Annotated in this window: 23 protein-coding genes and 1 tRNA gene; 8 read left to right on the top strand and 16 right to left on the bottom strand. The window is 64.3% G+C overall.

The genetic code is table 11. The features are described 5' to 3' along the window. Positions 1-99: 99 nt before the first annotated feature. The gene (locus EDE08_RS06345) at positions 100-1356 is read left to right on the top strand and encodes an O-antigen ligase family protein (RefSeq protein WP_165935745.1); all 1257 of its coding nucleotides are present in this window, start codon (positions 100-102) and stop codon (positions 1354-1356) included. Positions 1357-1456: 100 nt separating this feature from the next. On the opposite strand, the gene EDE08_RS06340 is transcribed toward EDE08_RS06345, so the two are convergent. After that, complete coding sequence (locus EDE08_RS06340; RefSeq protein ID WP_131868115.1) at positions 1457-1930, bottom strand: MarR family winged helix-turn-helix transcriptional regulator; 474 nt, start codon at positions 1928-1930, stop codon at positions 1457-1459. Positions 1931-2271: 341 nt separating this feature from the next. On the opposite strand from EDE08_RS06340, the gene EDE08_RS06335 reads away from it, so the two are divergent. Beyond that, on the top strand, positions 2272-2712 hold the full coding sequence (locus EDE08_RS06335) for a hypothetical protein (protein ID WP_061877796.1): 441 nt from the start codon (positions 2272-2274) through the stop codon (positions 2710-2712). A 13-nt stretch (positions 2713-2725) separates the two neighbouring features. On the opposite strand, the gene EDE08_RS06330 is transcribed toward EDE08_RS06335, so the two are convergent. Genes EDE08_RS06330 through EDE08_RS06320 form a run of 3 tightly spaced genes read right to left on the bottom strand, consistent with a single transcriptional unit; the run spans position 2726 to position 5522 of the window. Beyond that, positions 2726-3904, bottom strand: a complete 1179-nt coding sequence (locus EDE08_RS06330) for a saccharopine dehydrogenase family protein (RefSeq protein ID WP_131868114.1) — start codon at positions 3902-3904, stop codon at positions 2726-2728. 9 nt (positions 3905-3913) lie between these two features. Beyond that, entirely contained in the window at positions 3914-4696 is a 783-nt protein-coding gene (locus tag EDE08_RS06325; RefSeq protein ID WP_131868113.1) for a DUF169 domain-containing protein, read from the bottom strand. A 58-nt stretch (positions 4697-4754) separates the two neighbouring features. Beyond that, the gene (locus tag EDE08_RS06320) at positions 4755-5522 is read right to left on the bottom strand and encodes a YdcF family protein (protein WP_165935782.1); all 768 of its coding nucleotides are present in this window, start codon (positions 5520-5522) and stop codon (positions 4755-4757) included. A 168-nt stretch (positions 5523-5690) separates the two neighbouring features. Here EDE08_RS06320 and EDE08_RS06315 point away from each other — a divergent pair, with 168 nt between their 5' ends. From EDE08_RS06315 to EDE08_RS06305, 3 genes are all read left to right on the top strand, one after another. Then, the gene (locus tag EDE08_RS06315) at positions 5691-6632 is read left to right on the top strand and encodes an acetamidase/formamidase family protein (protein WP_131868112.1); all 942 of its coding nucleotides are present in this window, start codon (positions 5691-5693) and stop codon (positions 6630-6632) included. Positions 6633-6832: 200 nt separating this feature from the next. Continuing rightward, on the top strand, positions 6833-7030 hold the full coding sequence (locus tag EDE08_RS06310) for a hypothetical protein (protein WP_024341172.1): 198 nt from the start codon (positions 6833-6835) through the stop codon (positions 7028-7030). Between the two features lie 74 nt (positions 7031-7104). After that, positions 7105-7584 carry a GcrA family cell cycle regulator gene (locus EDE08_RS06305; RefSeq protein WP_165935746.1) on the top strand — a complete coding sequence of 160 codons (480 nt, stop codon included), beginning with the start codon at positions 7105-7107 and terminating at the stop codon, positions 7582-7584. A gap of 277 nt (positions 7585-7861) precedes the next feature. On the opposite strand, the gene EDE08_RS06300 is transcribed toward EDE08_RS06305, so the two are convergent. Continuing rightward, the gene (locus EDE08_RS06300) at positions 7862-9376 is read right to left on the bottom strand and encodes a porin (RefSeq protein WP_131868110.1); all 1515 of its coding nucleotides are present in this window, start codon (positions 9374-9376) and stop codon (positions 7862-7864) included. Positions 9377-9783: 407 nt separating this feature from the next. Here EDE08_RS06300 and EDE08_RS06295 point away from each other — a divergent pair, with 407 nt between their 5' ends. Next, positions 9784-10290: a MarR family winged helix-turn-helix transcriptional regulator gene (locus EDE08_RS06295; protein WP_028178807.1), complete on the top strand. Its 507-nt coding sequence runs from the start codon at positions 9784-9786 to the stop codon at positions 10288-10290. A gap of 27 nt (positions 10291-10317) precedes the next feature. Here the strand turns inward: EDE08_RS06295 and EDE08_RS06290 are convergent, their stop codons facing one another. Further along, complete coding sequence (locus tag EDE08_RS06290; RefSeq protein ID WP_131868109.1) at positions 10318-11430, bottom strand: alpha/beta hydrolase family protein; 1113 nt, start codon at positions 11428-11430, stop codon at positions 10318-10320. A 249-nt stretch (positions 11431-11679) separates the two neighbouring features. Continuing rightward, positions 11680-12651 (bottom strand): SDR family NAD(P)-dependent oxidoreductase, encoded by a 972-nt coding sequence (locus tag EDE08_RS06285; RefSeq protein ID WP_131868108.1) that lies wholly within the window; start codon positions 12649-12651, stop codon positions 11680-11682. Positions 12652-13217: 566 nt separating this feature from the next. Here EDE08_RS06285 and EDE08_RS06280 point away from each other — a divergent pair. After that, positions 13218-13457, top strand: coding sequence for a hypothetical protein (locus EDE08_RS06280; RefSeq protein ID WP_028178804.1), 240 nt, complete (start codon positions 13218-13220; stop codon positions 13455-13457). A 139-nt stretch (positions 13458-13596) separates the two neighbouring features. Here the strand turns inward: EDE08_RS06280 and EDE08_RS06275 are convergent, their stop codons facing one another. Continuing rightward, the gene (locus EDE08_RS06275; protein WP_131868107.1) at positions 13597-14571 is read right to left on the bottom strand and encodes an alpha/beta hydrolase fold domain-containing protein; all 975 of its coding nucleotides are present in this window, start codon (positions 14569-14571) and stop codon (positions 13597-13599) included. Between the two features lie 121 nt (positions 14572-14692). Here EDE08_RS06275 and EDE08_RS06270 point away from each other — a divergent pair, with 121 nt between their 5' ends. After that, complete coding sequence (locus EDE08_RS06270; protein ID WP_165935747.1) at positions 14693-15316, top strand: TetR/AcrR family transcriptional regulator; 624 nt, start codon at positions 14693-14695, stop codon at positions 15314-15316. 69 nt (positions 15317-15385) lie between these two features. On the opposite strand, the gene EDE08_RS06265 is transcribed toward EDE08_RS06270, so the two are convergent. From EDE08_RS06265 to EDE08_RS06230, 8 genes are all read right to left on the bottom strand, one after another. Then, the gene (locus tag EDE08_RS06265) at positions 15386-15877 is read right to left on the bottom strand and encodes a DUF421 domain-containing protein (protein WP_131868105.1); all 492 of its coding nucleotides are present in this window, start codon (positions 15875-15877) and stop codon (positions 15386-15388) included. A 339-nt stretch (positions 15878-16216) separates the two neighbouring features. Beyond that, positions 16217-16294: transfer RNA gene (locus EDE08_RS06260), tRNA-Pro, on the bottom strand. 111 nt (positions 16295-16405) lie between these two features. After that, positions 16406-16984, bottom strand: a complete 579-nt coding sequence (locus EDE08_RS06255) for a MerR family transcriptional regulator (RefSeq protein WP_131868104.1) — start codon at positions 16982-16984, stop codon at positions 16406-16408. Between the two features lie 23 nt (positions 16985-17007). Further along, the gene (locus EDE08_RS06250; RefSeq protein WP_028136003.1) at positions 17008-17352 is read right to left on the bottom strand and encodes an integration host factor subunit alpha; all 345 of its coding nucleotides are present in this window, start codon (positions 17350-17352) and stop codon (positions 17008-17010) included. Between the two features lie 133 nt (positions 17353-17485). Beyond that, a complete protein-coding gene (locus tag EDE08_RS06245; protein WP_131868103.1) occupies positions 17486-18466 on the bottom strand; it encodes a beta-ketoacyl-ACP synthase III in 981 nt (326 codons plus the stop codon). Next, positions 18463-19524, bottom strand: a complete 1062-nt coding sequence (gene plsX, locus EDE08_RS06240; protein WP_131868102.1) for a phosphate acyltransferase PlsX — start codon at positions 19522-19524, stop codon at positions 18463-18465. Before plsX ends, EDE08_RS06245 begins: the two co-directional genes overlap by 4 nt. A gap of 296 nt (positions 19525-19820) precedes the next feature. Next, complete coding sequence (locus EDE08_RS06235) at positions 19821-20390, bottom strand: YceD family protein (protein WP_131868101.1); 570 nt, start codon at positions 20388-20390, stop codon at positions 19821-19823. Further along, on the bottom strand, positions 20387-20950 hold the full coding sequence (locus EDE08_RS06230) for a ubiquinol-cytochrome C chaperone family protein (protein WP_131868100.1): 564 nt from the start codon (positions 20948-20950) through the stop codon (positions 20387-20389). The genes EDE08_RS06235 and EDE08_RS06230 overlap by 4 nt, the downstream gene beginning before the upstream one ends. Positions 20951-21001 lie beyond the last annotated feature (51 nt).

Here is a 21001-nt window from a genome sequence, read left to right as displayed (position 1 = left end):
CAGCTGTTCTCTCCAATGGGCGCCGCGGAATACTGGATCGCCCGGTCAAGCCGGGCGATGACAGCGGTATGAGTAGCGTACGAGTAGCGTGAGCGTGTGATGGCGTATGCGGCGACAGCCGGTGAAGTGAACGTTGCCGCACCGGCTGCCCCCGGCGTGCTGGCGCTGCAGCGCGCGCTGGTGTGGCTGGTCGGCGCCTCCGGCGCGATCGTCTTCATCGAGCCCAGCCCCTACGAGATCGCGACGCTGCTCGCGACGATCGTCTTCTTCGCCACCGGCCTGCGCCTGAAGCTCGTGCTGATGCCGCTCGTGCTGATGCTGGTCCTGCTCAATGTCGGCTACACCATCAGCGCGATCCCGCTGTTCGAGCAGTCCGCGGTGGTGACCTGGATCGCGACCTCCTGGTACATGGCTGTGACCGTGGTGTTCTTCGCGATGGTCATTTCGGAGGACACTGCGGCGCGGCTCGACATGCTGCGCCGGGGTCTCGTGGCGGGCGCGATGGTCGCCTCCCTGTTGGCGGTCGCCGGCTACTTCCACCTGGTTCCCGGCGGCAACGACCTCCTGACGCTCTACGGACGCGCGCGCGGCACGTTCAAGGACCCCAACGTGCTCGGCGCCTTCCTGATCCTGCCGGCGCTGTTCGCGCTTCAGAGCGTGGTCTCGGACAAGTTCGGCAAGGCGTCCCGCAACGTCATCGCTTTCGGTATCATGTCGCTGGCGATCCTGCTCGCCTTCTCCCGCGCCGCCTGGGGCGGATTGGTGCTGACCTCCGCCTTCATGCTGGCGCTGATGGTGCTGACCAGCCGCACCAATGCGCAACGCTCGCGCATCATCGTCATGGCGATCGTCGCCGCGGTGCTTGGCCTCGCGCTGATCGCGGTGCTGCTGTCGTTCGATTCCACCGCCGAGATGTTCAAGCAGCGCGCGAGCTTCGATCAGAGCTATGACGAAGGCCGCTTCGGCCGGTTCGGCCGGCACATCCTCGGCGCGGAGATGGCGCTTGACCTGCCGTTCGGCATCGGCCCCTTGCAATTCCACCGCTACTTCCCCGAGGACACCCACAACTCCTACCTGAACGCCTTCATGTCCGGCGGCTGGCTTTCCGGCGTGTGCTATCCCGCGCTGGTCTTCACCACCGTCATCATGGGCTTCAGGCACATCTTCGTACGTGTACCCTGGCAGCCTGCCTATCTCGCGGTCTTCTCCGCCTTCCTCGGCACCGTCGGCGAAAGCTTCGTGATCGACACCGACCACTGGCGGCACTTCTGGATGATGCTGGGCGCGATGTGGGGCATGATCGCAGCGGCGCAGGCCTACAAGATCAAGGCCGACGGCGAAGCGCCTTCAGCTTGAGATAGGGACGCTCTCTCGAGGCTGACAGCTTCTGGAGCGTCGCGGTTCGGCGCCGCATCATCGCCCAGGATATTCAAATGGACGTTGCGCAAAGGTCTGGTCAGGCATCTGCAATGCTCACTTCCTGTTCGAGCTTCTTGCGCAGCGCCTTGATGAGGCGGCCGGCGGTCTTGATCTCTTCAATCGGGAGACCTTGTACCAGCGAGTTGATCTTGGGGTCATACAGGCGGATGGCAGCGTCGTAGGTCTTCAGTCCCTTGTCAGTCATGACCACGAGATGGGCGCGGCGATGATGTGGATTGGGTTCAAAGGTGACGAGCCCTTCATGGGCCAGGTCATTGACGATACGCTGAACGTTCTGGCGGTTAGCGCCGAGGTCGCGGGCGAGCCAGGCGACCGGCTGCGCACGGTCCGCGCCAACGATCGCCCCCAGAATCTGCCAGCGGGCGCTGGTCAGTCCGAGTGGGGCGACCAAGCGATCGCCCCACGTCAAGGTCAGGTTATTGACCCTGAATAGGTCGAGAACGAGATCGGTCATGGCGTCACCCGCCGGAGATCGCTTGATAGCGCGCATAATGACTCCATAAATCCTGATTGACATTATAATGTCAATTAGGCTATCGCTGGCGCCGACTTTCGACACCATGATGTCATATTGGACCAAACGCGAGAGTTTGTCATGCCCGTGATGCGCCACGCGATCCAGCCTCCCCCACCGAATGCCGTTCTGAGGCCGCCGCTTCTCCGAGGGGCGGGCCCGATTTCTGCGTCGCACGAAGCGGTAGCAGCGGAAATCTTACGTCATGAAACGCGCCCCGCAGAGGGCCGGGTCACGTTCGCAGCGGTCGCATCGCGCCCACCAGTGTCGCCTCGGGGCTCGAACGATAACCATCATCCGGAGAAGGGAAACAGGCCGTGATCAAGATGATTCATCCCATTGCAGGCGGGACCGCGCTTCTCACGATCTCGACTTTCTGGCTCTCTACTGCGTTCAGCGAGCTCTTCGCGTCCCAATCCGCCATCACTGCCGTCAAGACTGCCATACCATGGGGCTTTCTCGTGCTGATCCCTGCGCTTGCGGCGACGGCCGGATCAGGCCTTGCGCTGTCACAGGGGCGGCGAGCCGGCCTGATCGGCGCGAAGATCAAGCGAATGCCGCTGATCGCGGCCAACGGCCTTCTCGTGCTTGTCCCCGCCGCTTTCTTTCTCGCGCACAAGGCCAAGGCCGCCGAGCTCGATGCAGTCTTCTATGCGGTCCAGGCTCTTGAGCTTGTCGCCGGAGCTGCGAACATCACCCTGCTCCTGCTCAACGCGCGAGACGGCTTGAGAATGAAAGCCCGGTCCTGCAACAGGTGAGAAAGGCGAAGGCTCACTTCTCCACCCTGAACGTCAACCCGGCGTGATCGACCAGCCGCTTGATCAGCTTGTGCTGCATCGCCGCGCCCGGCGTCCAGAAGCCGCCCGGAACATCCGTCGCATCACGCAACAAGCAGATCGCACATTCGGAGATCATCTTGGAGGTCGAGCCGTAGCCGGGATCGCGGTCGCCGGTGACGCCGGCGCGAACCTGGCGTCCGTCCGGTGCGATCGCGACGTAGAGCAGATCGAACAAGCCGTTCTCGCGCTCTTCCTTCGACGGGCCCTCGCCCGGCTTCGGCGCGTTCGGGCCGGTCTTCTCGGCGTTGACCGCCATCACGCGCTTGGCGTTGGCTTCGCCCTTCTCTCCGGGACCAGTCAGGACCATCTCGTCGTAGACGAAGTCCTTGCCGTAGGGAAAGCCCATCAGCATGTTGGAACGATGGACGTTGCGGGTGTTGATCAGCGCCATCATGAACGGGGCGGCCCAGGATTGCAGATCCTCCTCGTAAGCCGCCCTGTTGCCCTTCGGCTGCTTCGGGCCGGTGAAATCAGGCGTCAGCGCAAAATGGTCGTTGAGAATGGCGACGAGGCTGAGGTCCTTGGCGACCGCATCGAAGGTCGCCTTCGCACTGGCCGCTGTGCCGCCTGACAGCGTGCCGCGCATGTCGCGCACGCGGCCCTTCACGCGCGCGGCCGGCGCGCCGAACACGCGCCTTGCTTCCTCCTGCACGAAGAACGTGCCGAGCTCGAACGGCACGGAGTCGTAACCGCAGGAGAACACGATGCGCGCGCCGCTGGCCTTGGCCGCCGCCTCGTACTTGTCGATCATCTGCCGCATCCAGACCGGCTCGCCGCAGAGATCGAGATAATCCGTGCCGGTGGCGACGCAGGCCGCGAGCAATTCCTCGCCATAGAGCTGATACGGACCGACCGTCGTGATCACCGACATCGTCCGCTCCGCCATCGCCTTCAGCGACGCCGCATCCGACGCATCCGCCGCGATCAGCGGCGTATCCGCGGGCGCACCGATCGCGTCGCGCACCGATTTCAGCTTGTCGAGGCTGCGGCCCGCCATCGCCCATTTCAGGGACTTGTCGTCCTTGTAGTGCGCCGTCAGATATTCGGCGACGAGCTGGCCGGTGAAGCCGGTCGCGCCGTAGACGACGATGTCGAATTTCGCAGAACTCATGGTCGGCCTTTACTTCTTCGCGTAGCTCACGCCCATGCCGGCACGGACGTCGCTTTGAATGCCATAGGGCGGGATCGGATAGCGCAGGCCGTTCCTGGCCAGCGCCTTCATGCCTTCGACTGCCTTGGCGAGATGCGACGGCTTCAAGGCCATCAGCATCTCCTCGTCCGGCACGCCGCCATAGCGCCGTTCGGCATAGCATGGCAAGGACAGGCTGGGCTCCCCGGTCTTGAGCGCCCGCCCCCAGGAATCCGCGCATGCGGTCTCGCCGACCACGCCCCATTCGAACTTCTTGTAGCCGGTATATTGCAGCCCGTTGATCAGGATGATCATCTGCCCCGGCGTCGCATAGACCAGGCAGATGTCGGGCGGATCGAGCCGGCCGCTCGCCAGCGGACTGACGGCGAGCGCCTGATATTGCCCGAACGGAACCACATCCAGCGCCTCCTGGCGCTTGCGCGCGTCTTCCGCCGTACCATGCCAGACCCCGACATAGTTTTCGCCGGCGAGCCACTTCTCGTCCTGCGGCGCAAGGCCGATCACCGCACGGCATTGGCTACCTACGAGGTCGTCGGCGGTGATGCCGACGGTCCAGCCGAGGCGCGCGGCCATGCTGACGATCTGATCGGTGGTGTGAATTGCGTTCGGACGCCGGATCTTCGGGATCGCCTCCATCTCCGCGACGCTCGCGAACAACTTCATGCCGATCACATTCGTCTTCAGCCGCAGCAGGCTGTTGAGATCGGCGACGAGGCCGGCAAGATCGATCCTCTCTGCGCTCTGCTCCTGCATGGCGGTCCCTCCCGGCCGGCGATCGCCCGCCGTGTGTTGTTGTTTTGCGGTCCTCGTTCTAGTCCTTGCCCGGTCCCGGAAGCAACTCGCCGGTCCGGCCCATCAGACGGTAGACCACGAGGCCGATCCACTCGCGGACGGCGACTTCGGTTCGGCCCAGCCCGTCCGCTCCGACATTGGTGAAGGAAAACAGATCGTCTCGTCCCCCCATCCGCCAGTCCACGGGATAGGCCTCGACGTCAAATCCGGCCTTGCGGAAGATCCCCATCGAGCGCGGCATGTGGAAGGCCGACGTGACCAGGAGCCAGCGCTCACCCGGCCTTGGAGCCACCAGTTGCTTTGTGAAGATCGCGTTCTCCCAGGTGTTGCGGGAGTCGCGTTCGAGGATCAGGCGCTGCTTCGGTATGCCGAGATTCTCCAGGATCGGCGCAGAGTAGTCGGCCTCCTTCGCGTCGGTCGAAACCAGGTTCGCTGAGCCTCCGGTGAAGACGATACGCGCGTTCGGATAGCGCCGCGCGAGCTCGGCCGGCGCGAACAGACGATCGGCCGCGTGCGCGACGACGGGCGTGCGGTGCGCTGCCGACAGATCGGTGTCGACGGAGCCGCCGAGCACGATGATGCCGTCCGGCGCGCCGCGCGACGGATCCCACGCCGGAAAGCGCGACTCCAGCGGATAGATCAGGAGATTGCCGAGCGGCGAGAACGCGGCGAGCCCCAGCACCACCAGCGTGATCACCGCAAGCCTGCGGCCGAGCGCGGCAAAGCGCGTCGCCATCAGCACGACGGACAGTATCCCGAGCTCGACCAGGAGATTGATCGGGAGCAGCGCGACGCCGAGGGTCTTGGAAAGAACAAAGAACAGGGGAGCCTCGCTGAAATCATCGTGCCTGTCTGTGCAGGGCTTGACCGGCCATGCCATCTTCAGAAATCTTCTTGAAAGAGGATCGATCGTCGGGTCAAGCCCGCGGCCGATGAAACCAAGCGGACGCGGCAAATGACCCATCATCACCTGCATTCCAGCCCCGAAACCTGCCATTGGGGCTTCTTCGAAGCCGCGCTTCAGCCCGTCCTCACCATCGCCAGCGGCGACGAGGTGACGGTCGACACCATCAGCGGCGGACCCGACATGCTGCCCGACCGAGACAAGTTTCACATTCCGCCCGAGATGCACGAGGTTCATGCGAAGAACGAGCGCATGCTGCCCGGCCACATCCTCACCGGTCCGATCGCGGTCGAGGGGGCCGAGCCCGGCGACGTGCTCGCGGTCGAGATTCTCGACGTCCAGCTCCGGCAGGATTGGGGCTGGAACATGATCAAGCCGCTGTCCGGGACCCTGCCCGACGATTTCCACGAGACGCGCATCCTCAACATCCCGCTCGACCGGTCGCGGATGACCGGCCGCATGCCGTGGGGCCTCGACCTGCCTCTCAAGCCGTTCTTCGGCGTGATGGGCGTTTCGCCGCCTCCGGCCTGGGGCCGCATCTCCTCGCTGATCCCGCGCGCGATGGGCGGCAATCTCGACAACAAGGAGCTCGGCGCCGGCGCGACGCTGTATCTGCCGGTGTTCGTTCCGGGCGCGATGTTCTCCTGCGGTGATGGCCATGGCGTGCAGGGCGACGGCGAGGTCTGCGTCACTGCGATCGAGACCGCGCTCCAGGGCCGCTTCCGCCTGACGCTGCGCAAGGACCTCAGGCTCGACTACCCCCGCGCCGAGACGGCGACGCACTACATGACCATGGCCATGGACCCCGACCTCGACCAGTGCGTGGTGCGCGCGCTGCGCGACATGATCGCGCTGATCGGCGAGACGCGAAATCTGTCGCGCGAGGACGCCTACACGCTGTGCAGCCTGGCCGCCGATCTCAGGGTGACCCAGACCGTCAACGGCGCCAAGGGCATCCATTGCATGATCGAAAAGGCGATCGTGCACGGCTGAGCCCGCCGGGCCCTTCCCCGACCTGCCGACATCAAGCCGCCGCCCGGTCTTCCCCGCGGCGCGCCGCGCCGTGTTCGATTCCCAAGTGATTCCAACAAGGTGAGCGGCTGCCTCGGCGCTGATTTGACTTCCACCCCCGAACCTAAATAGAGTCTTAATCGTTACTTTTATGTACCCGAGTAAGAGGCTAGCGTTCGGCCATGGCCACCGAAAAAGCCGAGACTGACCGCATTCCCGTGACCTTGGCGCTCTCGACCATCGCCTATCTGGAGAAGCTGGTGAGACAGGGCACCCACGGCACCAGCGTTCCCGGCGTCGCACGGACATTGATCGAGGAAGGCATCCGTCTCGCCATCAAGGACGGGCTTTTGTCGATCCGCGACAATGGCAGGACGTGAGTGCGCGCCCGACGTGAGGCGGACGGATCTCGAGCTGGCGGATGGCCGACATCTGCAACCTGGGATCGTTACACATGCCTGTTCTCTCACCAACCTGGACCGACGAACGCATTGAACTGCTGAAGCGACACTTCGAGGCCGGCCTTTCCTGCCGCGAGATCGCCGCCGACATCGGCGTCAGCCGCAATGCCGTGATCGGCAAGCTGTCCCGGCTGAATCTGACGCGCGGCCGGGCGGTCGACGACCGCAAGGATCAGGACAGGGGCTTTGCGCCGGCGCGCACGCGGAGGGCCGTGCCGCGGCTGCAATATGAGATGCTCGCTACGATCTATGGCGAGAGCGATGGCCCCGCGGCCGCGTGCCCCATCGACGAGGCCAATCGCTGCTCGCTGCTGGAATTGTCCGAGAATCGCTGCCGATGGCCGATCTCGACGCCGGGCGAAGACGATTTCTGCTTCTGCGGCAACACGGCTCCCGACGGCCAGCCCTATTGCGCCGGTCACAGCCGCCTCGCCTACCGGCCGAACACGCGCGCTCGCGTGATGCGCGGCTGATGCCGCGCCGTGCTTCAGACAACAAAAAACCTCCGGCGGGGCATCACCGGAGGTTTCTGGAGGCTTAGCGTGAAGCTAAGAGCCGCAACTTTCGTATTTGGCTGAAAGCCATATAGCTTAGTAACTCAGGTAAGTAAATAAATCTGAGAGCGATCGAATCGCATGGCTCGTCTTCGTCTCCTGCAAAGGCCGCCGGATTTTCCGAACGTCCCTCCTTGCGGAAAAAAGCCCCGGCGGTTTTCCCGCCGGGGCTTCATCAAGGTCGAAACCTTCGAGCTTACCAGTTGCGCTGGGCGCGCAGCAGGAGGCTGTAGGTGTCCTGGTCCTTCAGCTCGTAGGCCGCAGCCGGCTTGGCGACGTTCGTCAGCGCTGGGGTCGTGATCACGCCCGAATACTTCTGGTCGAGATGGCTGTAGACGAAGTCGGCCGAGAAGGTCAGGTTCTTCACCGGCGTCCAGCGGGTGATGACGCCCACCTGACCGATGTTGAAGTCCGGATTGCAGGTGCCGGTCAGGGTCGCGAACGCGGCGCTGCCGCAGATCAGGCCCTTCGCCGTGCTGTTGTAGTTGACCGCAGCCCACGCGCCGTAGAGCGCCGTATTCCAGTACGGGCTCCAGTTGTGGGTGTAGGCACCACGGAAGCCGTAGGTCTTGGTCAGCTCGAGCTGGCCGCCCGGGCCGAACACCGCGTCAGAGACGCCGGCGAAGCCGATGCTCTGGTAGGCGGCGTTCGAGCTGCCGAACATCGAGTAGCTGGTCGCGGCCAGCTCCTGGAAGTTGTAGCGGCTCGCGCCTTCGGTGTAGACGCCCGAGACGTTGATCACGTCGCCGGCGCCGGTCGGAATGTTCTTGATCGAGAGAGCGAGCTGAACCGCCCAGCCCCACTTGTCTTCGGGATGACCGGTGACTTCGGTCGCACCGTAATAGCCGGTATGGTTGTCGTGCGCGGCGACTGACGCCTGGAACAGGCCCCAGGCCTGGTCGACGCGGACCGCGCCGACGATGTCGGGGGAACGGGTGCCGCCGAAATCGCTCGAGCCGTAGGCGCCGCCGAGAACGCCCGAGGTCGTCATGCCCGCGGTATTCCAGATGTTGGTCTGGAAGATCTGCGTCTGATCCTGCACCGAGAACGTCGCCGTCACGCCCTGGCCGAAATCGGCCGTGTAGGTGATCTGCGGGACGCCGTTGGTGGTGCCGCTGCCGCCGACGAGCTGGTCGAAGTTGTTGCCGGGATAGTTGATCCAGGGGGCGTCGAACTGCGACACCGACTTGCCCAGGGTGAAGCCGGCGAACTGGATGAAGGCGTAGTAGACGCCGAGCGCGCCGCCCGAGATGCCGCCGTCGGATCCATTGGCGACAGGGGCTGCCCCGGAGTAGGTGGTCGCGCCCGTGGCAGAACCGGCGCCGGCATAGCTGCCGGTGGTCCAGGTGAAGACCGCGTCGAAATAGGTGCGGACGACGCCGTACTCGGTCGCGGTGCGCGTGTCGATGTTGAGATCCTCACGAGCGCGCATCGAGTAGTAGTTGGTCAGGCGGTTGTCGGCCGCGAACACGCCGTTGTACTGGGCGCTGTAGTTGCCGCCGGCGTTGAGCGCCACTTCGGCGCGCAGGTAGCCGCCCAGCTTGATGCAGGTGTCGCTGCCCGGGATGTAGTAGAAGCCCGCACCATAGAGCGAACAGATCTTGACGTACTCGACCGCCTTGGCCTTGACCGGAAGATCGGCCGCCTGGACTCCACCGACGGCGATCAGACCCGCCGCAGTGCCGAGCAAAAGGCTCTTCACCACTTTCATTTAAAACCTCCAAGTTGCTCATTTTGCGGAGACCGGACCGTGAGGCCCCCCAGATCCCCGTCTCTCTCAAATCCGCTCGGCCGCTTTGCGCTTTCGGACACACCCGCTTTTCGAGGCGAGGGACGTGAGCGAACCACCTGTAACGGGACGATCGAGTACCCCCCACCGTCGCGGCCAATATGCCTGCGCTGTTCCGCTAATCAAAATAGTTTATTAGCTCAGGTTACTGGTTTCGCCAAACCTGTGCCCCGGCCGCAACACCCGGGGCGGGCAAATCTGCTGAGCCGGTCATCTTTGTGGTTTTGGTGACAAAATTACCCTGCTCTGCACTTGCGTCAGAGCAGGCTTGCGTGGACTATGACATTCCACGAACACCGACCTGAACAACCGGTTCACGGAGTGACGCTGTGTCCGCGACGAGGAAAGAGGGAGCGCGCCTGCGCACCATCGGCAACCTGGATATCATCAGGCGATTCACCTGGGAGATATCGTCGATCAACCTGTATCTCGAGGAGCTGCGTCAGTTCTGGGCGAGGACGCTCGGCATCAGCGGGCCGCAATGGCTCATCCTGATGGCCATCTCCGACCTCGACAAGGACGACGGCATCCCGGTCAACGTCGTGTCCAAGCTCCTCCACGTCGATCCGTCCTTCGTCACAACCCAGTCCAAGCTGCTCGAAAAGAAGGGCCTGTTGCGCCGCCGCCCCTCGCCGACCGACGCCAGGGTGGTCCGGCTGTCCCTGACCGACAAGACGCAGAAGCACCTGGCGAGCCTCAACGAGCAGTACAAGACCATCAGGGAATTCGTCTTCCAGGAATTCGACGAGGCCGAGCTCACCGAATTCACCACCAAGCTCGCGACGCTGAAGAGCCGTCTCGAAAAGGCCTGTGTCCGCCTGAGCCTGGACTTCTGACGCCCGGCCCGATCCGGGCCACCGCCGCTAGATGCGCGCGGCGGCACCGAGCCGCGATTCGAGCCAGTCGAAGATGTATTCGTTGGCAAGGCTGGGATTGTCCGCATGGCCCTGTGCCGCGCCGGTCTCGGCCGCAGTGAACACCTTCAGCATGACGTCCGAACCGCCGAGCCTGGAGTTCCGGACGATCTGGCGCGCCCGATCGGCCTTGAGCCAACCGTCCTCGCCGAGCGTGATCAGCACCGGGCACTCGGCGCTGGAGGCCATCAGCGGCGCATGCGGGACCGGGACGATGCTGACGTCGCTCATCGCGAATCGGCTGGCGAAGAAGGCCCGCTCGTGCAGGTCCCACAGGCCGCCGTCGCAGACGGCGGCGGCAAGCCGCGGCTCCTGCAACACCGCGCGCGAGACGAAGGACGAGCCCCAGCCATCGGCGATGATGCCGACGCGCGCGAAGTCGACGTCACCGCGCGTCTCCAGATAGTCCATGACGCCAGGGATCGCGCTTTCGAGATCCCGGCGCCGCAACAGCGCGTCGAGAAAATCGTCGCGCTGGTCGCCGAAGAGGTCGATCGCCAGCATCGAGAAACCGCGCTCGCGCGCATGCGGCACGAGCTTGATCAGGAACTCTTCCTTGCGGTGACCGGGCTCGCCGATGCAGATCACCGTCGGAGCCCGCCCGCCGGCTGACGGCGAAGGAAGGAAGTAGCCCTGCAGCGAATGCCCGTCGAGCCAGGGTATCGTCACGACTTCGCCGGCAGGGCTGCGCGCGGCGAGGTAGCGCCGGGCGCAATCCTGCATCGCCAGCACCGCGACCCAGCGGCGCTCATCCGCCAGATCGAGCGGCATCGCCGCGGCACCATAGTAGTTCATCGCGCGCAGCCAATTGCGCTGCGCGCTCGCCCTGTGGCCCTCCGCGAACGCGGCCTCGGCGCGTTGCCGATTGGTTTGCGCCAGCTTCTTCCACTCGCGATGCCAGGACCGATCGTCGCCCCGCTTCAGCTGTCGCGCGATCATGAGGCATTCCGCGATCGTGGCGCCGCCCTCCTGGGCCGCAGTCAGCAGCCGCGTGAACTCAGCGGAAATGTCCTCTCGTTCCGGGCAAAGGGTCCAGTCGTCGGAGAGGCATGCTGGTATCATCTGGAGCTACGCTCGATCGTCGCGTTACCCTCATCAATTAAACGATTTCAGTCCGCCAACCAAGCGGCCGTGCGCCCGACGAGAGGCGTTTCAGATCACCATCGCTTGAACATCGTCATGTCGCATGCGTGACATACCGACAGGTCATGGAGCGGGTGAACATTGGCAAGAGGTGGCACGCAAGTTTGCCTGCGCATCTCTTGCCATGATGATCATCATGCTTACATTCGTACCCGCTCGGAGACCGTCTCAACCAAGCCGCCAGCCCACCTCCTGCACGAGACTTTCGTAGAAGGCGCGGTCGTAAGCCTGCCCCGGCGTGGCGCGCACGCGCTCGTCGAGACGTTTTGCATCCTCGCCGACGAGGATGCGCCAGCGCTCCGCCTTGACGCCGTCGAGAATGATCTTCGCCGCCTGCGCGGCCGTCGTCGGCGCATCCTCCAGAAAGCTGCGGGCGCGCTCGGCGAACACCGCCTGGATGTCCTCGTCCGACATCTTGTCCGCATCCGGCACGCCGGCCGCCACCATGCGCTTGCGGGTCAGCGCCACCTCGTCGTCGCTAAGCCGTTCCGAGCCGTCCGCGCTCTGCACCTTGCGCGAATTGGAGACGATCGAGGTGCCGATGTGACCGGGCATCACCACCGAGCATTTGACGTGCGGCGCGTGCAGGCGGAGGTCGTTGATCAGCGCTTCGGTGAATCCCTTCACCGCGAACTTGGCCGAGCTGTAGGCGGTGTGCGCCTGGTTCATGCCGATCGAGGCCCAGAAGCCATTGACGCTCGCGGTGTTGACGATGTGGGCCTCGTCCGCGGCAACCAGCATCGGCAGGAAGGTGCGCACGCCGAGATAGACCCCGCCCCAGCAGATGTTGAAGGTGCGCTCCCACTGCTCGCGCGTGTTGGTGAACAGGCTGCCGCCGCCGCCGATGCCGGCATTGTTGAACAGCAGATGGATCCTGTCCGTCTTCTGCTGCTCGGCGAGCTCGTCGCGAAAACGCTTCAGGTGATCCTCGATCGCGACGTCGGCGACATGCGTCGTGACGCGCAGGCCCTGCGGCAGCTTCTCGGTCTCGCAGAGCCGCTTGGTCTCGGCCATCGCGGCCTCCGAGACGTCGCACATCGCGACATTGCAGCCTTCGGCGACGAGCTGGCGCGCGAGCTCGCGCCCCATTCCCGTGCCGCCGCCGGTGATGACCGCGATCTTTCCAGCAAAATCCTTCATGGGACTTCGGTCCCTCCCCTTGTCGGTATGTTTCTTCGTCACGGCGCGCCGCTCAGCGGGCCGCGCGCAAAACTGTAGCAGCGCCGCATCCGCAAATGAAAGCGGATCGGCGATGCAATCTTCGGCGTTATTTCGGCGCGCGGATTATCGCTGTTCCGGCGCGGTCAGCACGCGGTTTTAGCTTTGTGACAGAGTCGCTTGCGGCGCATCCTTCGAGACGCCCGCCTGAGGGCGGGCCCTCAGGATGAGGGCGGAGTATGGGGCCGCAATTTCAACGAACACCACTGCCCCTTAGCCTCACCCTGAGGGACCGCTGCAAGCGGTCGTCTCGAAGGGCGAGGCGCTTGCTCCGTCGTCCCCCGAAGCAGGTAGCGTGGAGCTGTAATTCCCGATCCCGTATTTGTCCGGCTTCGGTTTAGGGGCAATCTTTTTACAATCCGAATCGTCAAATGGACAACGGACGCTGGCTCGAGTCGGCCATGCCAGCGTGTCGTTTGCGTGCAACAGGCTCTGGCACTCCGCTTGCATCCTCCTCGTGGTCAGAAACAACCGATGAGGTGACAGGAATGTTCGTGACCGTCGTTGCCGTGCTCTGCCGGCTTGGCGCAGCCAGTTCAGGCAGTTGCGTCGAGGAAATCGTGACCGACAGCAACATGACGCCCGAGATTTCGATGATGCAGTGCGCGGTCGGCGCACAGGCACCGCTCGCGAAATGGATGGGCGAGCATCCGATCTATCACGCCAATTGGCGCCTCGAGCGCTACAAATGCGTGCCGGGTCACTACGAGATCAAGGGCCACGCCTGACGGCCCCGCAAAACTACTGATCCGGATACGACGGATCGAGGAAACGCCCCGGAGGCCGCCTCCGACAGGCCCTGCAAGCGCCAGTCCGATGCGACGGCGCGTACTGTGACAACGGTCACATCCGCTAAGTCACCGCCCGCTAAGTCACCGCGCGCAAAATCATCGCCCGCGCGCGCCGTCCCTCCGGCGTCGGCATCAGCGCATAATTGTGAGGCTGGTCGCGCAGCAGATGCAACTCCACCGGCACGCCCACCGCCCTCGCCCGCTCCGCCAGATCGACGCTGTCGGGGTAGAGCAGATCGCGCGTCCCTGCGAAGATCGTCATCGGCGCGAGGAAACGGAAGGTGCCGTTGAGCGGGCTGACGAAGGGATGGCCGATATCGAGCTCGCCGGCGTAGAGCCGCCCCGCTTCCACGATCCCCGGAATGTCCTGGATCGGATCGCGCTTTGCGATCTCGATTTGCTCGGGACGGCTGATCGAGGCATCGGCGGCTGGCGAGATCAGCACCATCCGGCTCGGCTGCCGGTGACCGTGATCGCGCAGCCATTGGCAGGCGGCGAGCGCGAGACCTGCGCCGGCGGAATTGCCTGCTACCGTGACCTTTGCGGTGCCGGCGTCCTCCAGCAGCATCCTGAGCAGTTCGGCCGTCGCCGGCACGACGTCCTTCGCGGTCGCGCGCGGCGCCAGCGGATAGATCGGCACGACGCAACACACGCGCGCCTTGCGCGTCATCTCGCCGACGAAGCGCCAATGCGCCGATACGATTTCGTTGATGTAGCCGCCGCCATGCAGGAACATGACGTAGTTGCAGCCCTCGTGGCCTGACGCCGGCGCGGTGTAGTACACCGGCCATCCGCCCATCTTGGTCAGCGTCACCTCGACGCCGCGGCCGAGTCCCGTCGGCTCGAACGAGGCCGGCTCCAATGCGAGCTGCTGCACATGCGCCTGCACGACTTCTGCTGATGCGAGCTGCTGCTTGTACGGGAGCTGTCGCAGCAAGAGGTTGAAGGCGCGGCTTTGCAGGCTCGGTGCGGGATCGCGCCGGGCCGGCGGGCCGGACACGCAGCCACCAGGACAGAACTGCAAGGCCGACACGATCCTGGCAACGCTCATGGCCACATCCCCATCTGGCGCGTTCGCGACGGCGACAAGGAGGCTTGCCGACCCGCCAATATGTTCCGCTATAATGCGAGCATTCACTCGCTTTTCCTACTCGCATTCAGATCACAAGGCCGTGGCCCGCAAACCGCCCACAAGACCCCGGAAAAAAGCCTCGCAGCAGCGATCCCGCGCCACGGTGGATGCGCTGGTCGAGGCAACTGCTCGCGTTCTGGTCAAGCAAGGCTTCGAGAAGGCGAGCACCAACCGCATCGCCGAGATCGCCGGCGTCAGCGTCGGCTCGCTCTATCAATATTTCCCCAGCAAGGAGGCGCTCGTCGCCGCCGTGATCGATCGTCACAACGAGGAGATCATGAGGCTCGTCCGCACCGTCTTCGCGGAAGTCGACGACCTGCCGATCGAGAAAGCCGTGCGCCGCCTCGTCACGGTGGCGATCGAAGCCCATCTCGTCGACCCGGACCTGCACCGCGTCCTCGCCGAGCAGATTCCGCGCTCCGGCCACCTTGCGGAGGTCGAGGCCTACAGCCAGGAAATCCACGCCCTCGTGCGCACCTATCTCGAACGCCACCGCAAGGAGATGCGCAGGATCGACCCTACGCTCGCAGCGTTCATGTGCGTGAGCACGATCGAAGCCATCGCGCACAACACGGTGCTGAACGGCGCCGAGATGCTGTCGGAGAAGACGGTGAAGGTACTGGTGGACGAGACGACAAGGATGGTGGTGGGGTATTTGAGGTAGGTGGACGTCAAGCCAGGGCGCTTATGATGCTCCGCAACGCCGATCATTTCGGCGGGCAGACGAAGGCCGTCAGGCTTCCTTCTTTTTCACGCTGATATTCCCGTCGCCCTCGATATATGCCTCTACGACGTCCGAGGGGCTCGCTATGCCCTCCTCGCGAAGTTTGCTCATCAGCTCATCCATCGTCACCAGTTCCTGCCGCATGTGGCGGCGAAGGACCTGTCCGTTTTTGATGAGCAGGAGCGGCGCCGGCCGAGCAAGCCGCTCCACGAAAGGCACGTGATACCCCACCCAGTCGATGGCAAGATTCCAGAAAATGATGGTGGCAACGAGCACGATACCTTCCGTGATCGAATGGTATTCACCCGCCATGCCATTCTGCGCCGCGTCCGCCAGCAGGACGACGAGAAGCAGATCGGGGATGCTGAGCCCGCCGGTCTGTCGCTTCAAGATGAACCGCATCAGGGTGAAGATGCCAAGGTACATGATGGTGCCGCGCACGATCATTTCCACGACGGAATGCGTCGGGACGAAGATCTCGCTCCACGATAACTGAAACATGTTGCCCTCGTACCTAAATGGAAACATCTGATGCCGGGTATCCAAACTCTTATCGGACCCGAACGGTTTCGGAGTTGCGAGGAGGATGGTGAAGAGTTGAGCCTCTAGGCTGCAGCTCGATCGTCATTGTCCCCCGGACGATCCGCTCCTTCCCCTGTCCGACGCGTCGATTCGGAAAAACCATATGACTCAATGACATCGCTACTGTGCATGGGGTTGTTTTCCGGCGTTTCGATGTACCGCCCGCCGCAGGCCCCGCTTCTGGTCACAGGCATCCCGTCGCGGCCCGGAGCAGGCTCCGCGCCGACGATCATCCATCCAACAGATGCTTTGAAAAAATGGTCGGAGCGAGAGGATTTGAACCTCCGACCCCTAGTCTCCCAGACTAGTGCGCTAACCGGGCTGCGCCACGCTCCGAACGTCGTTCCATTAGCTAGGATCGGCGCGATGCGCAAGGCGAGGTCACAGCATTTTGGTGCCTCGCCCAAAGCACGCGGAACTGCCGGCAAGCCGGTGGGACCACCGCCCCTACCCGTCCTTCAGCGCCTGATCCAGCATCTCGCGGCAGGCGACGAGGTCGGCGAGCGCCCGGCCCAGGCGCTCCCGGTCCAGCGCGCTGGGGCCGGCGGGCGCAGCAGCGGCGCCGCCCTTGCGGAAGGTGGTGAGGATCTCCTCGTCGTCGACCTCCGTGAAGCGGAAGTCGATGCCTTCCTCTTCGTCGCCCTGGTAGTCGTCATCGTCGGTGTCGGTGATGCCCTTGATGGGCGCCTCGTCCTCGGGCTCCATCAGGCTGGCGCCGATGGCGTCCTCGATGGCGCCGAACGAGACCGCGGCCGCGCTGTCGGCGAGGCCCTGCACCGATTTGACGCCGTGCTCCTTCAGGATCCGCTGCACCCCGCGGATGGTGTAGCCCTCGCCGTAGAGCAGCCGGCGGATGCCCTTGAGCAGGTCGACGTCGTCGGGGCGGTAATAGCGGCGGCCGCCGCTGCGCTTCATCGGCTTGATCTGGGAGAACCGGGTCTCCCAGAACCGCAGCACGTGCTGCGGAATGTCGAGTTCCTGCGCTACTTCGCTGATGGTTCGGAACGCATCCGGCGCCTTGTCCAAATGCCAAATCCTTTGCGAAAGGGTTACGCCTCTTGTTGAGCCTTGCTGGTGGCGTCGCCATTGGCGCGGTGCTGGCCGTTGATCCGCTGCTTCAGGATCGCCGACGGCTTGAACACCATGACGCGGCGCGGCGAGATCGGCACCTCGGTACCGGTCTTCGGATTACGGCCGATGCGCTGCCCCTTCTTGCGCACCATGAAGGACCCGAACGAGGACAATTTCACCGTCTCGCCCTTTTCGAGGCAATCGGTGATCTCCTTCAGCACGAGTTCCACGAAAGCGGACGATTCCGTGCGCGATAGCCCTACCTTCTGGTAGACGGCTTCGCAGAGATCGACACGCGTTACGGTTTTACTTTGATCGGTCATCGCCCTGCCCCACATCACGGCGAACAATTGTTGTCTGAAATTATGAGGTTACGACACGGCGGTCAACAGCGCTCATCAATGCAGACGCATCGATAATCGGCACTGATTCCGGCAAAATTTTATCGACTGCGGCTTACCAGCGCAGCAGCGCCGAGCCCCAGGTGAAGCCGCCGCCCATCGCCTCCAGGAGAACAAGGTCACCCTTCTTGATGCGGCCGTCCTTGCGCGCCTCCGACAGCGCCAGCGGGATCGAGGCCGCGGAGGTGTTGCCGTGGCGGTCCACCGTCAGCACCACCTTTTCCGGCGCGATGTGAAGCTTGTGGGCGGAGGCGTCGATGATTCGCTTGTTGGCCTGGTGCGGCACGAACCAGTCGATGCTGTCGGCATCGAGCCCGGTCGCCTGGAAGGCATCGACGATGACGTCGGTGATCATGCCGACCGCATGCTTGAAGACCTCGCGGCCCTCCATGCGCAGATGGCCGACGGTCTGGGTCGAGGACGGGCCGCCGTCGACGAACAGCTTTGCCTTGTGGCGGCCGTCGGAGCGCAGATGCGTGGTCACGACGCCGCGATCGGTCGCGGCATTGCCGGGCTGCTCCTGCGCCTCCAGCACCACCGCCCCGGCGCCGTCGCCGAACAGCACGCAGGTGCCGCGGTCGTTCCAGTCGAGGATGCGCGAGAAGGTCTCGGCGCCGATCACCAGCGCGCGCTTGAAGGCGCCGGTGCGCAGGAAATTGTCGGCAGTGGCCAGCGCGAACACGAAGCCCGAGCACACCGCCTGGAGGTCGAAGGCAGCGCCATGGTTGATGCCGAGCCCGTGCTGCACGGCGACAGCCGTCGCGGGGAAGGTGTTGTCCGGGGTCGAGGTCGCCAGCACGATGAGGTCGATCGACTGCGCGTCCATGCCGGCATCGCTGAGTGCGGCCTGCGCCGCCTTGATCGCCAGGTGCGAGGTGAACTCGCCCTCGGCCGCGATGTGCCGCTCGCGAATGCCCGTGCGCTGAACGATCCACTCGTCGGAGGTGTCGATGCGGGCCGCCAATTGGGCGTTGGTCACCACCTGCTCCGGCAGATATGAGCCGCAGCCGAGCACGACCGAACGAATTTGAGTCACGAAACATCCTCCGGCGCGGGCTGCACGAAACTGAGTGCACCACCCTCGCGGTTGAGCATCTGATTGATCTTGTTCAGGAGATCGTAGTGAGCCATCTCATAGCCAACATCGATCGCATAGGCAAAGCCTTCGGCGTTGGTTCCGCCGTGGCTCTTGACCACCACCCCCCTCAGTCCCAGCAGCACGCCGCCATTGGACTTGTTGGGGTCCATCTTGTCGCGCAGGGCCTGGAAGGCGCTGCGGGCGAAGACATAGCCGAGCTTGGAGAGCCAGCTCCGCTGCATCTCGTTACGGAGCAATTCCGCCATCTGCCGGGCGGTTCCCTCGGCGGCCTTGAGCGCGATGTTGCCGCTGAAGCCCTCGGTCACGATGACGTCGGCCAGCCCCTTGCCGATGCCGTCGCCCTCGACGAAGCCGATATAGTCGAGCTCCGGCAGGTTTCTCGCCCGCAGGATCTCGCTGGCCTCGCGGATCTCCTCGTGGCCCTTGATCTCTTCGGCGCCGATGTTGAGCAGCCCGACCGTCGGCCGCTTCTTGTTGAACAGCACGCTCGCCTTGGCTGCGCCCATGACCGCCATCGACACCAGATGGTGCGCATCGCCGCCGAGGGTGGCGCCGAGGTCGAGCACGACGGATTCGCCGCGCATGGTCGGCCATATCGCGGAGATGGCCGGGCGGTCGATGCCCGGCAGCGTCCGCAGGTGGAAGCGCGCCATCGCCATCAGTGCGCCGGTATTGCCGGCGGAGATCGCGACATCCGCCTCGCCCTTCTTGACTGCATCGATCGCGAGCCACATCGAGGAGGACTTGCGGCCGCGCCGCAGCGCCTGGCTCGGCTTGTCCTCCATGCTGACGGCGACGTCGGTATGGACGATCCTGGAGGCGGCTTTCAGCTTCGGGTGCTTGTCGAGCTCGGGCTCGATCCTGGCGCGGTTGCCGACCAGCAGGAACTCGGTATCGCGATGCCTGCCCAGCGAGATGGCGGCGCCCGGAATGACCACGGCGGGGCCGACGTCGCCCCCCATGGCGTCCAGCGCGATGCGAACCTTGCTTGGCATGAAAGTCCTGGAAACCTGGTCTGGTGCGGTCTTGAGCTAGCGGGGCCGCGAAATGGGTTCGCCACGGACATGGCGATCGGTCAGGCGCCTCGCCGCACCCGGACCGGGGCGCGACAATAGCGTTTTGTTACCCCGAAACAACCTCTTGCCCCCAGCCTTTTGCATTTGGGGCGATACGGCCACGGCCCCCGGATTGAGCAGGAAAGACATTGAAATCAGAAGGATAAATGCTTCTTTCAAACCATCAAGGGAAATGCCTCGCGTCCCCTCGCAAGGCGGGCACAAGCGGAAATGCCCTATGGCCCCTTCTTCTTGTCGTGAAGCGCCTTCAGTGCCGCGAAGGGATGGTCCTCGGGATCGGGGGCGGCGACCTCCGCCTCGAACACGGCCCCCTCCTTGCGCGGATAGGGATCGATCGCCAGGAACAGGGCGTCGGTGGCGAGCCGGCCGAGGTCGATGATGCCACCAGCGATCGGCTCGGGAGGATCGGCGACCGTCGGCGGCCCCTCATCGTCCTGCCCCTCCTCGATCAGATCGGCCAGGCGCCGTGCCTCTGCCTCCGGGGCGAACATCAGGTCGACCTCCTCCTCGATCTCGCTCTCGATCGGATCCAGCGTGACGACGCAGGTCTGGCCGATCCGGCCGCGAACAAGTCCCGTGACCTGGACCCGCCCACCGCTTTTCGGCACGACATCGAAGCTGGCATGCGCGGACAGGATCTCCCGCACGCCCGCGAGCGCTGCCATGGCCTGCCGCTCGGCCGCTGAGGCCTCAAGCTCGCGATGCAGGCCTGCTTCAGGGATCTGCGCAACGATGACGGGCGCCCGCCAGGGATCGGGCTCGGATCCGGCATTCGGTCGACTCATGGCGTGACATCCTCAGGGAGCGCTGGAGGAAACTTGAAGGAGGCGCGCAGCAGCGCGGCATCGTCGGTCCGGCTAAGTTCGGCCTCACTGGCCCGGGCATAGGCCGCGAGCTGCTGCGCCTGGCCGAAGCCGGTCCCGTTCAAGATATTCTTGCAGATCGCCGATGCCAGCGCCTCGCCGCCGCCTTCCATGGCCTGATCATAGGCCTGGACGCGGCCGTAGAACGCCTCGCCGAAGGCCCGCATCCGCTTCGGCACGGTCTGGTCGCCCACACCCATCTCGCGCAGATTGTCGTCCATGTCCTCGCAGAAGCGGTCGAACAGCGCCTGGGACAGCTCCGTGGCGCCGCCAGTGCCGCCTTGGACCGCGCGCAGGCGGCGCAGCAGCAGCCAGAGATGCAACAGCAACAGATCGAAACGTCCGTTAACCGTATCGGGCACGCCCAAGTCACGGTAAAATATGGGTTCTCGCGCCTGCGTCACGATCATGCCATAGATGGCTTCAATGGTGCCCGGCGGGGTCAGTCGGGGTTTCCTGAAGTGATTGAACGGCCAAAGCATTGTGGTTTCCGCAAGCGGGCGCGCGCGTGTTGCATTAAGACGCCCAGCCCG

It is taken from the genome of Bradyrhizobium sp. R2.2-H (genome assembly GCF_004346455.1).
Classification (GTDB): domain Bacteria; phylum Pseudomonadota; class Alphaproteobacteria; order Rhizobiales; family Xanthobacteraceae; genus Bradyrhizobium; species Bradyrhizobium diversitatis.
Note: the sequence above shows the minus strand (reverse complement) of the source record. Positions and strands in the feature narration are given on the sequence as shown.